This window comes from Fodinisporobacter ferrooxydans (assembly GCF_022818495.1).
GTDB classification, from domain to species: Bacteria; Bacillota; Bacilli; order Tumebacillales; family MYW30-H2; genus Fodinisporobacter; species Fodinisporobacter ferrooxydans.
Genome location: NZ_CP089291.1, coordinates 2,405,301 through 2,420,357 on the forward strand (window position 1 = coordinate 2,405,301; position 15,057 = coordinate 2,420,357).

Here is a 15,057-nt window from a genome sequence, read left to right on the forward strand (position 1 = left end):
AATTTGAGAGGAGCAATATGTATGCCGAAAATTGCGTTTTTGGGAGCTGGAAGCACGGTTTTTGCGAAGAATGTGTTGGGAGATTGCATGTTGACACCGAGTCTGCAGGAGTCTGAGTTTGCTCTTTATGATATTGATCTGGAGCGGCTGAAAGATTCCGAGAATATGCTGTTGAATTTAAAGGAAAGCACCGGAAGCGGCGTACGGGTGAAAGCGTATACGGATCGCAAAGAGGCGTTGCGTGGTGCAAAATACGTGATCAATGCCATTCAAGTCGGCGGATATGAGCCGTGTACAGTGACAGATTTTGAAATCCCGAAAAAATACGGTCTGCGTCAAACGATTGCGGATACGTTGGGGATCGGCGGGATTTTCCGCTCGTTGCGCACGATTCCTGTGATGCTGGATTTTGCGCGTGATATGCAGGAAGTTTGCCCGGACGCCTGGTTTTTGAACTACACCAATCCGATGGCTGTGTTGACAGGTACGATGCTTCGCTATGGCGGCATCAAAACAGTCGGGTTATGCCACAGCGTTCAGGTATGTGCGCCTCGTCTGCTTGCGGGGCTGGATATTCCGGACGATACTATCCAATGGAAAATAGCCGGCATCAATCATATGGCATGGCTGTTGGAAATCACCCGCAACGGGGAAGATTTGTATCCGGAAATTAAACGGCGGGCGGCTGAAAAGCAAAAACAGAAACACGATGACATGGTTCGCTATGAAATGATGTTCCGTTTTGGCTATTATGTGACCGAATCCTCAGAACATAACGCTGAATACCTGCCGTATTTTATCAAAAACAATTATCCGGAATTGATTGATCGATTTAACATTCCATTGGATGAATATCCGCGCCGTTGTGTAAATCAAATCGAAAGATGGAAGACGATGCGTGCGGATCTGGTCAACAATAAAAACCTTGAACACAAACGCACACATGAATACGCTTCTTATATATTGGAAGCGATGGAAACAGACCGGCCCTTTAAAATCGGCGGCAATGTATTGAACACAGGCCGGTTGATCAGCAATCTTCCGGAAAAAGCATGTGTTGAGGTGCCGTGTTTGGTTGACCGCAGCGGCATTACACCAACATATGTCGGGAATTTGCCGGAGCAGTTGGCCGGACTCAACCGTACGAATATTAACACTCAATTGTTGACGATTGAAGCAGCCATCACGGGCAAAAAGGAACATATCTACCATGCTGCCATGCTCGATCCGCATACGTCTGCCGAGTTGTCGATTGATGACATTGTAGCGCTTTGCGATGATTTGATCGAGGCACATGGCGATTGGCTGCCTAAGTTCCAATGATGTATTCTGGGTAGTGTGTCACATCATTGGAAATGCGTTGCAATCTTGCTGCTACCTTTTTGTGTATTTTCTATAATTATCGAATATTTTAAAAAATTAAATTTAACGATATTTAATTGACATTTATGGCGTTTCATTGTTATACTTCAATAGTCATCACAGTGATTCGTGAGTACATACAATTGAATGAATAGCAGTGTGATTCTCTTATCCAGAGAGGTGGAGGGGCTGGCCCTATGAAACCTCGGCAACCGGTACATTTTTGTAACACGGTGCCAATTCCTGCGGATGGACGTCCGGCAGATGAGAGAGGTGTATATAGATGTTTCATCGTGCGCCTTTCCATTTACGGAGAGGCGTTTTTCTTTTGTACTTCAGAGAAAGGAGGCGGAATAAAAGTTGATAAAGATAGAACATGTAACAAAAATCTATCAAGCGGGCAAACAGCAGCATACGGCATTGAAGGATGTTTCGTTAACGGTTCAAAAAGGTGAGATTTTTGGGATTGTAGGGCATAGCGGCGCCGGTAAGAGTACGTTGCTGCGCTGTATCAATTTTCTGGAAACGCCTGATTCAGGAGAAGTATGGATTGGCGATACGCAATTAAGCCAATTGTCGAAAAAGCAGTTGCAGGAGAAACGCCGGGAGATAGGAATGATTTTTCAACAGTTTCATTTATTGTCTTCCAAAACGGTGTTTGAGAATATTGCATTTCCCATGAGATTGAGTGGTGCGGGCAAACAAAAGATGGAACAGCGGGTACGGGAATTGGCGGATTTGGTCGGGATTACTGACCATTTGCAAAAATATCCGGGAGAGTTGAGCGGGGGCCAAAAACAGCGGGTTGGAATTGCCCGGGCGCTTGCTTTGCAGCCAAGTGTCTTGCTCTGTGATGAAGCCACATCTGCACTGGATCCGAAAACCACACAGTCGATTTTGCAATTGTTATCGGATATCAATCAGTCATTAGGAATTACCATCGTTTTGATTACACATGAGATGCAAGTGATCCGGTCGATTTGCGACAGGGTCGCAGTCATTGACAACGGTATAATTGTGGAGCAGGGAAATGTCAACGAAGTTTTTTTACATCCTGAACATCAAGTGACAAAAGAGTTTTTGGAACAAGTGTGGGATGAAACGGGACTGTCCGATTTCCCAATTGCAGAGGAGAGGCAAGTACTTATCCGCTGCTCCTTTTTTGGAGATATCGCATATGAACCGATCTTGGCAGATATATTGCCAAGATGCAAAATCAACTTCAGTATTTTGCAAGGCACGTTAAGCCATATGAAAAAACGTCCCTTTGGCAGGATTGCCATATTGCTGTCTGGCGAAAACGATGACATCCATGCGGGCATCCGACAGTTGCAAGAAAAAGGGATTGCTGTGGAGGTGATACAAGGATGCTGCAAAATCTAGTGTGGCCGGAGATCTGGCAGGCGACCTGGGAAACGTTGTATATGACGGGACTGTCAGTCATTTTCACAACAATCATCGGCTTGCCCTTGGGGATTCTGCTCGTGATTACGGGGCCAAAAGGATTGATACAAAATCAAGCTGTCTATCAAATGCTCAGCGTAATTGTAAATATCTTGCGTTCGATACCGTTTGTCATCCTCTTGATTTTGATGATTCCTGTAACGGAAGTATTGGTCGGACAAGCGATTGGCGTCCAAGCTGCGATTCCGCCCCTTGTAGTCGCTGCTGCGCCTTTTTATGCACGATTGGTAGAAACTTCGATACGGGAAGTAGATTTTGGAATGATTGAGGCGGCGCAGTCGATGGGAGCGAATATTCGGCAAATCATTTTTAAAGTGCTGTTGCCGGAAGCAAAAGCAGGCATCATTGCAGGTCTGACGATTACGACGATTTCCTTGATTTCCTATTCGGCGATCTCTGGCGTGATTGGCGGCGGCGGCCTTGGGGACTTGGCAATTCGTTACGGCTACCAACGTTTCGAGCTGAATGTCATGTTGATTGCTACAGCCATTCTTGTCATTATCGTACAAATTTTGCAAATGATCGGTGACCGCGTTGTCATTCGCGTGTCTCGTCGCAAATAGACAGATGCGCGTTTACATAAATACTATAAACAAAAAAACAGAGGGAGTGGAGAGAATGTTAAAAGCGTTTCACAGGATTCGTTCGTTTCAATGGGCATCCTATTTGGCAACTCTATTCATAGCGATCGGCCTGGTGGGTTGTGGCAGTCAAGCCGGCAGTACAACGTCTGCCGCTGCTGCCAACAACGGCAAAGAACAGACAACTGTCCTGAAAGTAGGGGCAACGGCTGTACCACATGCTGAAATTCTTAACTTTATCAAACCACAATTGAAAAAAGAGGGCGTCGATTTAAAAGTCATAGAATTCAACGACTATGTGCAACCGAACCTGCAATTGGCAAGCAAACAATTGGACGCCAACTATTTTCAACATATTCCATACTTGGATCAATTTAATAAAGATCATCATTTGAATTTAAAATGGGTGACAAAAGTTCATATTGAACCAATGGGCGTATATTCAAAAAAATATAAAAGCCTTGATCAAATTCCGAACAATGGAACAATCGCGATTCCAAACGACGTAACAAACGGTGGACGCGCTCTGCTATTGTTGGCAGATAAAAAATTGATTGCGCTAAAAGCTGGTGCTGGAGTAAACGCAACAGTTCAAGATATTGTCAGCAACCCAAAACATTTGCAATTTAAAGAGCTGGATGCTGCGATGTTGCCGCGCGTGCTTGGCGATGTCGATGCAGCGGTCATCAATACAAACTATGCGATTCAGGCAAAATTGAATCCGACGAAAGATGCTTTGGCGATCGAGTCTGCCAATTCTCCATATGCCAACGTATTAGTGGTTCGTCCCGAAGATGTAAACAACCCTGCGATTCAAAAATTGGCAAAAGCACTCACTTCACCGGAAGTGAAAAAGTTTATTGAAGAGAAATACAAAGGTGCAATTGTTCCTGCGTTCTAAGTAAATCCGTCAAAAACAACAGCATCCCCATCCACATATCAGTGGAACGGGATGCTGTTGTTTTATTATACGAAAAATCCGTGACGTTAGTTAAAGTTGATGATTACAGATAAAAATCCTTTAAAATAAAAATATTAAAAAAATATTGACATTTCTTGAACTACCATATAATACTATTAGTAATGAAAACGTTTCCTTCAAATCCTTGATTACAACTTGTAGCACTTGAGCGGATATTATTATAAATTCAGGGGTTATAAGGGGATATTATTTTCATTTAATATGAAAATGATTTCATAGGGGGAATATGTATGGTGAAAAGGAAATTGGCAAAGGTTGCAACGGTTACGGCAATGGCAGGTTTGGTTTTTTCTCTTGTCGGATGTGGTTCAAGTTCCAGCCAACAGGCATCAAGCGGAAACGGAGGCAAACCTGTCAAAAAGGCTTGGAAAATCGCGCTTAGCAATTCTTACATCGGCAATTCCTGGCGCTCTGAAATGGTTAAAATCTTTGAAGGATACGCCAAGCAAAAAAAAGCGGAAGGAATCATCAGCGACTACTATGTATCCAGCTCAGGAAACGACCCCCAAGCACAGATCAATGAGATCCGCAACATGATGTCAAAGGGATACAATGCGATCTTGGTAGATGCCGCTTCTCCCACTGCGTTGGCGCCTGTACTCAATGAAGCGGCAAAACGCGGGATTGTCGTTGTCGCATTCGATAATACGGTTGATTCCAACAAGGTATACAACGTAAATACGGATCAAGTGCAGTTTGGTGAAAAACAAGCGCAATGGCTGGCTGACCAGATGCATGGCAAGGGAAATATTTTGGAATTAAACGGCGTAGAAGGCACGACTGTGGATCGGGATCGCCAAAAAGGATATGAAAACGTTTTAAAAAAATATCCGGGCATCCATGTATTGCAAAAAGGGTATGGAAAGTGGGATGACGCTGCGACATCCATTGTCATCAACAATATGTTGAATGCGGAGAAAGGCCAGGGAATCAATGGGATATTGACACAGGGCGGCGGTGAAAACGCTATCTATCAAGCTTTGAAACAAAACAATCTCGATCCGACCAAGATTCCCATGACTGGAGAAATGACAAACGGATTTTTCCGGCATATGAAAGAAGATGGTGTAAAAGGAATCGGGGTAGGGCAGCCGCCGTATTTGAGTGCGGCTTCTCTCGATGTTGCCTTGGATGTCCTGAATGGCAAAAAAGTAGAGAAGACCGTAATGATTCCATTGCCTGTCGGAACCTATAAAAATGTTGATAAATTTTATGCAAAAGGACAGCCGGATAATTTCTTTGTGGACTGGACCAATGCGGACAATACCTACAAGTTGAAACTTGCAGATGTGCTTCCTAAAAAGTAATAGCCCCCAGCCCCTATGGCGGCATGCCCCCGGTGGTTTCCGGGGGACTTTTTTAGAGAGAAGGAGGTGCCGGCGGTGCATCTGGTAAACGTAGCAAAGACAGAAAAGACAGAAAAGACAGAAAAGACAGAAAAGACAGTCGCTCCATTACTGGAAGCCAGAGGAATCAGCAAAACATATGGCGCAGTCCGGGCATTGATCGATGCGGATTTCATTTGCGGAGTTGGTGAAGTTCATGCGCTTTTGGGGGAAAATGGCGCCGGGAAAAGCACGTTGGTTAAAATCTTGTGCGGTGTTGTAAAGCCGGATGCAGGAGTATTGAAAGTGCGTGGACAGGCGATCGCGATCCAGTCGCCAGTGGATGCCAATCATCATGGAATTGCAGCCGTGTTTCAAGAATTGTCATTAGTGCCAGACTTGACCGTTTCAGAAAATGTTTTTCTGGGAAATGAACCGAAGGGAAGATTCAACTTTATTGATTTTCGCAACATGCGCAGTCGTACTGTTCAACTCTTCGAACAGTTGGAACTCGACATCCATCCGGATATCCTTGTAAGGGATTTGCCGCTTTCTCAGCAACAACTTGTCGAAATTGCCAAAGCATTTGCAAAAGATCCCGACTTATTGATACTGGATGAAGCTACGTCCGCATTGGGAAAGAAGGAAGTCGAACACGTATTCAAGCTGGTTCGAGAATTTACGCGCAAAGGAAAATCCGCCATTTTTATCTCTCACCGAATGGATGAAATCGAAGAAATTGCAGATCGTGCCACAGTATTTCGCGATGCCAGAAGAATTGAAGAGTTTGAAATCGGAACTGTTACCAACGAGCAAATGATCACCTGGATTGCCGGGCGAGACTTGGAAAAAACATTTCCGGCAAAAACAGTTCCAAAGTCATCGGAAATCGTATTGCAAGTGGAAAATTTGGTCGCCGGATCTCTGTTGCAAGGTGTTCAATTGTCTGTAAAAAAAGGTGAAATTCTAGGTTTGGCCGGATTGCAGGGACAGGGACAAAGCGAGTTTTTGCTTAGCTTGTTCGGAGCGTATCAATTGGAACAAGGAAATATAAAAGTAAACGGTCATCCCGTTCGATTCAACAATCCGGCAGACGCGATTCGTTTGGGAATTGCTCTTGTACCTGAAGATCGAAAACATGGCGGACTGCTCTTGCCGCGATCTGTGCGGGAAAATCTGGCGCTCATGACACTCAATCGCCGTCAGGTAATCGGTTTGATTTCCGAAAAAGAAGAAACAATCGCTGTGAAAAAAATGAGTGAATTGCTCTCCATTAAATCAGCGACATTTGAGAATGCAGTCGGAAATTTAAGCGGCGGCAATCAACAGAAAGCGGTAATCGGCAAGGCGCTTTTGACACAGTCCCCGATTCTGCTGCTTGCGGACCCTACGAGGGGGATCGACATCGGCACCAAAGCGGAAATCTATCAACTGATCCGCAATCTGGCAGATGAAGGAATCACGATCCTATTGTATTCGACAGAGTTATTGGAACTGGTCGGCCTTTGCAACCGTGTGGCGGTATTTTATGAAGGCCGCATTCATCGGATTTTGGAAGACGAGCAAGTGGAAGAGTCTGTAATTATTCATGCAGCATTAGGGCTTGAGTAAGGAGGTGCAACCGATGTTTTCATTTGTAAGAAACAATTCCGTTCAAATCAATATTCGAAAAAATCAGGAAAGCATTCTGGCATATGTCATTTTGTTGATTGTTCTTGTACTTTTTGCCGTATTCCAGAATGATTTTTTTACAAAATACGGCCCACAATCGTTGTTCAATCAAGTGATTTCATTGTGTATTGCGACATTTGGGCAAACGCTTGTCATCTTGACGGCAGGTATTGATTTATCTGTGGGGGCGATCATCGGATTGACCAATTCGATTGCAGCTACTGTCATGGTTCCCATCATCCATGGCGTAGGGAACGAATGGGTCGGAATTTTGTTGACGTGTGTTCTCGTCGTAGTTGTCGGCACATTGGCAGGATATATCAATGCGGCTATTATCGTCTTTGGCCGTTTGCAGCCGATTATCGTCACATTGGCAACTTCATCGGTTTATACGGGGATCGCTCTTTATGTCCGGCCGACTCCCGGAGGAAAAGTTCCAGACAACTTTACGGAATATTTGACGGGCAGGCTTATCGAGTATATACCAGTTTCGGCCATTGTATTATGCATGTTTATCGCTGTCGCCTGGATTCCCATTCGGCGGTCACGTCTGGGACAATCCCTCTATGCGGTTGGAGGAAACGAAAATTCAGCCTACGTATCGGGGATTTTGGTGGGAAAGACAAAACTCTTGGCCTATACGTTATCCGGATTTTTCTCGGCATGTGCAGGTATTTTGTTGACAGCGCAGACTGCATCCGGAGATCCTCTTGGTTCTGATATGTTTACGTTAAATTCCATTGCTGCAGTGGTTTTAGGCGGCACGAGTTTGTTTGGGGGAAAAGGCGGATATCTCGGATCCGTGGCAGGCGCAAGTATTTTATCATTAATTGTCGGGTTATTGATCTTCTGGAACGTTTCCTCCTTTTATCAAGAACTGGTTCGCGGTCTGATCCTAATTCTTGCGATCGCTGTCGGAACATTGCAAGCAAGACGGCGCAAGCGAAGCCTTGCCCGTACCAGTTAGAGCCAATTCGTAAGGAGGAATCAACATGTTGCCTGTAGTGACAGAAAGCAGACTGCTTTCGCCTTGGAAAAAGATTCGGGCAAGTGTAGTGCTCAAAGTATATTTGACTGCGATTGCATTATATATTGTCTCTGGTCTTATGGAACGAAATTACTTTACATTGCAGCATCTCATGGATACATTGGTTTTGGCTTCCTTTCTCGGGATTGTGGCCATGGGGCAGACATTGGTGATTTTGACCGGCGGTATCGATTTGTCGATTAGTTATGTATTGAATTTTGGCGCTGTCATGATGACGCAAATGACAACCGAACACGGAGGCATCGCTGCGGCTGTCATCGTCTGCCTGACAGGCTTGGTGATCGGAGTGTTAAATGGGATTGGCGTAGCGTATTTCAATATATCGCCACTGATTATGACGCTAGGAATGAATAGTGTGGTCAAAGGACTTTCTTTAATTTATACAAACGGCACGCCAAAAGGATCGGCACCCCATTGGCTGCGTTTTTTGGGCACAGGTTCCATTTTGGGCATTCGGACAGCCATCCTTGTATGGATTCTATTGACACTAGCCGTTGTTGTACTGCTAATGAAAACTACCTTTGGCCGGCGTATTTACGCACTGGGGAACAATCCGTACACATCGTATTTGTCTGGTGTCAACAATAAAAGAATCACTATTTCCGTCTACGCGCTAAGCAGTTTGTTTGCAGTCCTCGCCGGCATGATGATGACGGGGTTTTCCGGTCTTAGTTATCTGGGAATGGGGGATATGCTGCTGCTTCCGTCGGTTGCCGCTGTCGTCATCGGAGGGACTTCCATACTTGGCGGCATGGGGGGATATTTAGGAACGTTTGCCGGGGCGGTCATCATCTATATTTTGCAGAGTATCTTGACAATCGTTCATATGCAAGATGCAGGTCGACAAATTCTTTATGGCTTGGTCATTCTTGTTGTCCTGTTTTTATACGGCAGGGATAGCAAGAGAAACTAGAGTTGGGAGGAGATATCATGCTGGCAAACCAGTTCCAAGAATTTTGGCAAACCCTATGCCAGGATTACAAAATTATTGATTTGTCTCACAAACTGGAAGAACATATGCCGCAATGGCCGACACATTCCCGCTTTTTTCACACATTGTGGGATTCGTATTGGCATGGAGATGTTGCCATCGATTATCAAATCATGATGAATGAGCATACGGGAACACACATGGATGCGCCTGCCCATTTTATTCAGGCGGGCGAGTCGAATCTATGGATTGATGAAGTGCCATTGGAACAAACCCTCGGGACTTGTGTTCGGATTGAAATGCGCCATATTGCCCCAAAGGGATTGGTTCCTGCTTCTGCAATTATGGAATGGGAGAAAACCTATGGCAAAATTCAATCTGGTGAAATTGTGCTGTTCGACTATGACTGGGCGAAATTCTGGAATAAGCGACCGAATGATCGGAAGTACACCACCGATTGGCCTGGACTGAGCCGGGAAGCGGCAGAGTTGCTGGTGGAACGTGGCGCAAAATTGGTGGGATGCGACACATTAGCCATCGATACGTATGGACATGAGGAAAATCCTGCACATTATGTTCTTCTAGGGAACAAAGTCCTTATCTGTGAAAATTTGCATCAGTTGTGGCAAATTCCACCGCGGGGCGGATATTTTATTGCGCTGCCGTTACCGATTAAGAAAGGTTCTGCATCCCCTGTCAGGGCGATTTGTATCGTTCCGAAAACAGAGCAACAAAAACAGATGATTGAGGAGTGTGTATAAATGCCGTGGTTACAGCTTTCCTATCGATTCAAACTCGATGATCCGGGATGGCCTGGAAATCCAACAATGAATTATATTCCATTTTCGTCTATTTCTGACGGCGACGATGCCAATACGTATACGCTATCTATCTTCAATCATCAAGGGACTCATATGGACGGTCCAAGACATTTTAATGAAAATGGTGTAACATTAAGTGAGTTGCCAATCGATTCTTTTATTTTTCAACAAGTAGAACTGATCGACCTTCCGAAAGATTTTGGAGAACTCGTAACGGTAGAAGATTTGGAACCATATGCCAATCGTATCGCAAATGCCGACCTTGTACTGCTGCGCAGCGGGATGTGGAAAAAGCGGGATGAAGATCCTTTCCGCTATGCAAACGAAGGCCCGGGAGTGAGTGCTGCTGCCTGCCGATATCTGGCAGAAAACTATCCAAATCTGCGGGGAATTGGAATGGACTGGATATCCCTTGCTTCCTATATCCATCATTCGGAAGGCGTTTTGGCGCATCAATGGCTTTTGGGAAAGTTTCATTCTCATACGCTGTTGATTATTGAGGATATGGACCTAAGATATGCGAAGGAAGGCTCTGTAAAAAAAGTCATTGCCCTCCCGCTATTGATCGAAGGAATCGATAGCGGACCATGTACCATTGTTGCCGAGGTGGATTAATCCACCCGGCTTCATTCGATTATTTTTACCAGTATTCTTGAATGCATGAGGTTGAAATGGAAAAAAAACAGCATTTAACCATTCAGGACATTGCTCAAATTGCGGGAGTATCGATTAGCACAGTATCCAGAGTACTGAACAATACAGCTCCCGTCAGTAAATCTACCCGGAATCGCATTCTTAAAGTCATTCAGCAGACAGGTTTTTCGCCGAATGCTATGGCACGCGGATTGCGCCTTGGTTCCAAAACGGTAGGGATCGTCATACCGGATATTACCAATCAATTCTTCGTAGAATTTGTAAAAGGCGTCGAGGAAATTCTGTTAAGCGAAGGCTACTCGTTGTTTATTGCGAATGAGGACTGGGATGCAGCGAAGAGAGCACACTATATACAGCAGATGATTGAACGCCGGGTCGAGGGAGTCATTACTTTTGGAAATTTCGATGAACAGACGTTTAAGGTTTTGCGGGATCATCATGTGAAAATCGTCTCAAATGAAAACGATAATGCAAGTGTGAATTCTGTCCAGACAGACAACCGTAAAGGCGGTTTTTTGGCGACGGAACATTTGATTCAAAATGGGCATGCGCGCATTGCCGTATTTGGCTATACAAATCAGGAAGCATGGCAGCAGGAACGCCTTTTGGGGTATGAAGACGCATTATTGTACTACAATATACCTTTTGACGGCGCTCTTGTTTTTACGGCCAACCCCTTCGGAAATCCGGGGTATGAATTGACCAAACAGGTTTTGCAATCGGATATGCCTCCAACGGCCGTTTTTGCCATGGTCGACGCCATTGCGATCGGCGTTTACCAGGCGGCTGATGAACTTGGTGTGCGCATACCCGAACAACTTTCGGTGATCGGTTTCGACAATATTAGCTTGTGTACGCTTTTGCATCCGAAATTAACGACAGTTGCCCAGCCCATTCATGAATTGGGCAGAGAATCGGCAAAGATGTTGATTGATGACATACAAACGGGTACGGAGCAATCACCGCGGAAATTGGTGTTGCCGGTACAGCTGGTGATTCGAGATTCGACTGCCAAACTTTGACATGGAGAATTCGGACTCTTATAATGTCAAATCCCGGCCTTGCGCATATACTGCTACAGACATGTGCGGAAGGAGGCGAATGATGTGCAAACACACGTCGTCACGATCGGGGATACATGGTGGAAAATCGCCAAAACGTACAACGTTTCTTTACCGGATTTGCTTGCACTCAATGGGCGCGCCGAAAAAAATCAAGGATTGATCATTGGAGAGAAAGTTCAAATTCCAAGTCAGGAATTTGGTCTCGAAGAGAAGAATGAACCTGATAAAACAAAAGGGACCGCATTAACTCCCCCCGTTTTTTCAAAAGCTGATTCGTGGGGGAATTTGGGTACCTATGTTACACAGCCGGGCGATACATGGGCTACGATCGCAGAGCATTTTTATCTGACAATTGGACATATCAAAGCAGCGAACCCACATTTGCTGGATATGACATGGCTGCCTGCCGGACAATTGATCAACATTCCATCCATCGGCGTTATTTTACAAGAACATCAGCAGAAAAAACAACAATCGCAATCCCAGCAGCACGCGCATCTTCAGCAAACACACTTACATCCTCCCGGATACGCAAAAATGCAGATGAAACCACAATCATTCTACCCCTATTATCCAAACTGGGCATATCCATATTCGATCTATCGATGCAATTGTGACTATTGCAAAAGCAGGCAAGACATTCCAGAGCAAAACGACGACGAAGCGTTTGAAAGCTCCGGCAGTCCTGAAAGTTCCTCCTTTTGGGGAAGTTCTTCATATTTTGAAAGTTCATCGATGGTCATGGAAAGTTCCAGTTCAGGATTCCAAGCCGGCGGAGAGGGGAATTAGCATGTTTTCTCCTTATGCTGCCAAAAAACTGTACTGGTTGCCAGATATCGAAAACGCATATGGTTTGAAAATTGAAGCAATCGTTGAAATGCGCAGTGTAAATGGGATTCGTGCAGACGGACGCAATTATATTGTAAAAAATCTCGGCAGTTCTGTTGCCGTGAAACGACTTCATGCATTGGCGCGCGCGTTGGAACAAATCTATCGTCAGGGTGGTCCGGTGTGTCCGATCTTGCGGACAAATCACGGCCGTTTTTATACCCGATCACAAGAAAATGTGTATATCCTGCAGCCATGGATCAAAGGAAGGCATGTGGATTTTACAAAGCAGAATGAATTAAAAGCCGCCTTGCAGGCGATTGGCCGCTTTCATTCAAAACCGGTTGTGTTGGCAAATGAGTATGCCAGGGAACTGGAAATTCCGTCTTTATATGAGAAATATGCGATTCGCCTGCAAAGATGCCAACGAACATTGCATAATCATAGTCAACTATGGTCACAAGTATTGGATTCGGCTCTTTGGGAAGCCATGCAGGAAAGAGCAAAAGATTCGATCCAATCAATGAAAGAAAAATTGATTGATCATCGGGCTGCATTGCTATCGAAATCCTTTTGTCATAGAGATTTGGCTCCACACAATTTAATGTATCGAAGTACGCAGAAAATTACGTTAATTGATTTTGACCTGGCAGGATTCGATGTTTCGATGCACGATGTATATCAGGTGATGAATCATACGATGTATTTACATGGATGGCATGCACGAGATATATTGACGATTCTTGACACATATGATGCGTGTGCCGGAATGAGCTCACAGGATCGCAAGCTACTATACGATTTGATGACATTTCCGTCATTATTGATTCGCGAAATTCAGGATCTGCATAAATCATGGAAAGCGGGACGGATCAAAGATCCGGAGAAAATCAAGATGCGAATACGATGGGTGCAAGAAATTGAATACGCAAAGTTGCAATGGATTGAAAAAAATCGAAATGAACTATTTTCCGTTTGAAATATATGTATAGTTCACCCTGCTTCTACAAATGTTATATATGGAAAAAGGGGTGAATAGATATGGTGAGATTCGTATCGTCGCGGTTTCCGTTTTTCGTGTTATTTCTGAGTTGTTGGCTATTTCTTTCCTTGGTTTCCCATTCGGTTGCCTTTGCCAGTGAACAACCGGAAGAAGCATTGTTTATCACTCGGTACGAGTTTGGCCCGCCTACCATTGAGCAGAAATCCATAGACGATTTTGCCTGTCATGCGTTTACAGTTGCAGATACAACTTGGCGAATGGAAAAAGCATTGACATTCACATCTTCCGTACCGGTATTTTATCGTTCGATTCAAGATATAGCACCAGCAGCCAAAGGCCACTTGTTTTTTGGATTGGATGCAAGCAACAATCTTTGTTTATTTGACGGAAAACCGGCACATCGCCGCATCCTTCGCCGCTTCGATCACTTGTCGCTTCCGGCGGTTCGCGCCAGTGTGCCAAAAGCAACGTATGAACAATTAAAACAGGGAATACCGATTCAAACCATTGATGAATATCGTTCCGTACTCTCTACATTTATTCGGTATTCAGACATGACATCGTAGACCTGAACCCTTCTCATTATGCTTAAGCAAAGTCCTGCTGCCAAATCAATCGGCTGACAGGACTTTTTCTTTATCGATTCCACTGGAATGCAAGACCCAACTCGATTGCTTTCGTCATGGAAGTAGCAAAGGAATGCTGCCAAACAGGGTTTGTTAATTTTTCTCGGTCAGAAGGGTTGGAAAGAAAACCAATCTCTAATAAAAAAACAGGGACATGCGCTGCACGCAAAATATAATAGGGTCCTGTTAATGGACGTTGTTTCGCAGTATAAAATGTATTGAGTGTATCTTGCAAAAAAGGTGCATACAGAGTGGAGAATGGTTGCTCGCGCTGATAAAAAACAAGCGCACCCGATGTGGAAGATGAGCCCGAGTGATTTACGTGCAAGCTGATTACCATGGATGCCGCATGTTCATGAAAAAAACGTACACGATTCAAAAGATCACTGCGATGCCGACTTTTTAAGGGGGTCGGATAGAGCTTGCTTGCATCTTTATCTTGATCACGCGTCATATATACAATGACATGATCCTTTTCGAGCTGCTTGGCGATATCTTTGCCGATCGAAAGGACAATATCTTTTTCAAGAATGCTGCCCGCAGTTGTACCGCTATCAATCCCGCCATGTCCAGGATCGATGACGATCACCGATGGCAATGTTTTGCCATAGGAAATCGCAGGTTCCCAAATCAGCGGCAAGGTCATAAACAAACATGCAAAGACAATGGTTTTTCTGGAAAGCAAAAGCGGTTGCCC

Annotated in this window: 15 protein-coding genes and 1 riboswitch; of the genes, 14 read left to right on the forward strand and 1 reads right to left on the reverse strand. The window is 44.6% G+C overall.

From position 1 onward, the window contains the following. The first annotated feature begins 21 nt into the window (after nt 1–21). The 14 genes from melA to LSG31_RS11515 all read left to right on the forward strand — a co-directional run bounded on the left by melA (nt 22) and on the right by LSG31_RS11515 (nt 14,300). Nucleotides 22–1,323 (forward strand): alpha-glucosidase/alpha-galactosidase, encoded by a 1,302-nt coding sequence (melA, locus tag LSG31_RS11450; RefSeq protein WP_347439383.1) that lies wholly within the window; start codon nt 22–24, stop codon nt 1,321–1,323. 204 nt (nt 1,324–1,527) lie between these two features. Beyond that, nucleotides 1,528–1,633, forward strand: a riboswitch (SAM riboswitch). An 89-nt stretch (nt 1,634–1,722) separates the two neighbouring features. Beyond that, nucleotides 1,723–2,745: a methionine ABC transporter ATP-binding protein gene (locus LSG31_RS11455; RefSeq protein ID WP_347439384.1), complete on the forward strand. Its 1,023-nt coding sequence runs from the start codon at nt 1,723–1,725 to the stop codon at nt 2,743–2,745. Continuing rightward, nucleotides 2,730–3,389, forward strand: coding sequence for a methionine ABC transporter permease (locus LSG31_RS11460; RefSeq protein ID WP_347439385.1), 660 nt, complete (start codon nt 2,730–2,732; stop codon nt 3,387–3,389). The genes LSG31_RS11455 and LSG31_RS11460 overlap by 16 nt, the downstream gene beginning before the upstream one ends. 55 nt (nt 3,390–3,444) lie before the next feature. Further along, nucleotides 3,445–4,308, forward strand: a complete 864-nt coding sequence (locus LSG31_RS11465) for a MetQ/NlpA family ABC transporter substrate-binding protein (RefSeq protein ID WP_347439386.1) — start codon at nt 3,445–3,447, stop codon at nt 4,306–4,308. Between the two features lie 311 nt (nt 4,309–4,619). Next, complete coding sequence (locus tag LSG31_RS11470; RefSeq protein WP_347439387.1) at nt 4,620–5,696, forward strand: substrate-binding domain-containing protein; 1,077 nt, start codon at nt 4,620–4,622, stop codon at nt 5,694–5,696. 75 nt (nt 5,697–5,771) lie between these two features. Further along, a complete protein-coding gene (locus LSG31_RS11475) occupies nt 5,772–7,325 on the forward strand; it encodes a sugar ABC transporter ATP-binding protein (RefSeq protein WP_347439388.1) in 1,554 nt (517 codons plus the stop codon). A 13-nt stretch (nt 7,326–7,338) separates the two neighbouring features. Then, a complete protein-coding gene (locus LSG31_RS11480; protein ID WP_347439389.1) occupies nt 7,339–8,352 on the forward strand; it encodes an ABC transporter permease in 1,014 nt (337 codons plus the stop codon). A gap of 25 nt (nt 8,353–8,377) precedes the next feature. Beyond that, a complete protein-coding gene (locus LSG31_RS11485; RefSeq protein ID WP_347439390.1) occupies nt 8,378–9,346 on the forward strand; it encodes an ABC transporter permease in 969 nt (322 codons plus the stop codon). Nucleotides 9,347–9,363: 17 nt separating this feature from the next. Continuing rightward, complete coding sequence (locus LSG31_RS11490) at nt 9,364–10,125, forward strand: cyclase family protein (protein ID WP_347439391.1); 762 nt, start codon at nt 9,364–9,366, stop codon at nt 10,123–10,125. Further along, nucleotides 10,126–10,800 carry a cyclase family protein gene (locus tag LSG31_RS11495; RefSeq protein WP_347439392.1) on the forward strand — a complete coding sequence of 225 codons (675 nt, stop codon included), beginning with the start codon at nt 10,126–10,128 and terminating at the stop codon, nt 10,798–10,800. A gap of 56 nt (nt 10,801–10,856) precedes the next feature. Next, nucleotides 10,857–11,861: a LacI family DNA-binding transcriptional regulator gene (locus LSG31_RS11500; RefSeq protein ID WP_347439393.1), complete on the forward strand. Its 1,005-nt coding sequence runs from the start codon at nt 10,857–10,859 to the stop codon at nt 11,859–11,861. 84 nt (nt 11,862–11,945) lie between these two features. Beyond that, a complete protein-coding gene (locus LSG31_RS11505) occupies nt 11,946–12,692 on the forward strand; it encodes a LysM peptidoglycan-binding domain-containing protein (protein WP_347439394.1) in 747 nt (248 codons plus the stop codon). A gap of 1 nt (nt 12,693) precedes the next feature. Continuing rightward, complete coding sequence (locus LSG31_RS11510) at nt 12,694–13,710, forward strand: phosphotransferase (RefSeq protein ID WP_347439395.1); 1,017 nt, start codon at nt 12,694–12,696, stop codon at nt 13,708–13,710. A 62-nt stretch (nt 13,711–13,772) separates the two neighbouring features. Further along, nucleotides 13,773–14,300: a BofC C-terminal domain-containing protein gene (locus LSG31_RS11515; RefSeq protein WP_347439396.1), complete on the forward strand. Its 528-nt coding sequence runs from the start codon at nt 13,773–13,775 to the stop codon at nt 14,298–14,300. 70 nt (nt 14,301–14,370) lie between these two features. Here the strand turns inward: LSG31_RS11515 and LSG31_RS11520 are convergent, their stop codons facing one another. Further along, on the reverse strand, nt 14,371–15,045 hold the full coding sequence (locus LSG31_RS11520; protein WP_347439397.1) for an N-acetylmuramoyl-L-alanine amidase: 675 nt from the start codon (nt 15,043–15,045) through the stop codon (nt 14,371–14,373). Nucleotides 15,046–15,057 lie beyond the last annotated feature (12 nt).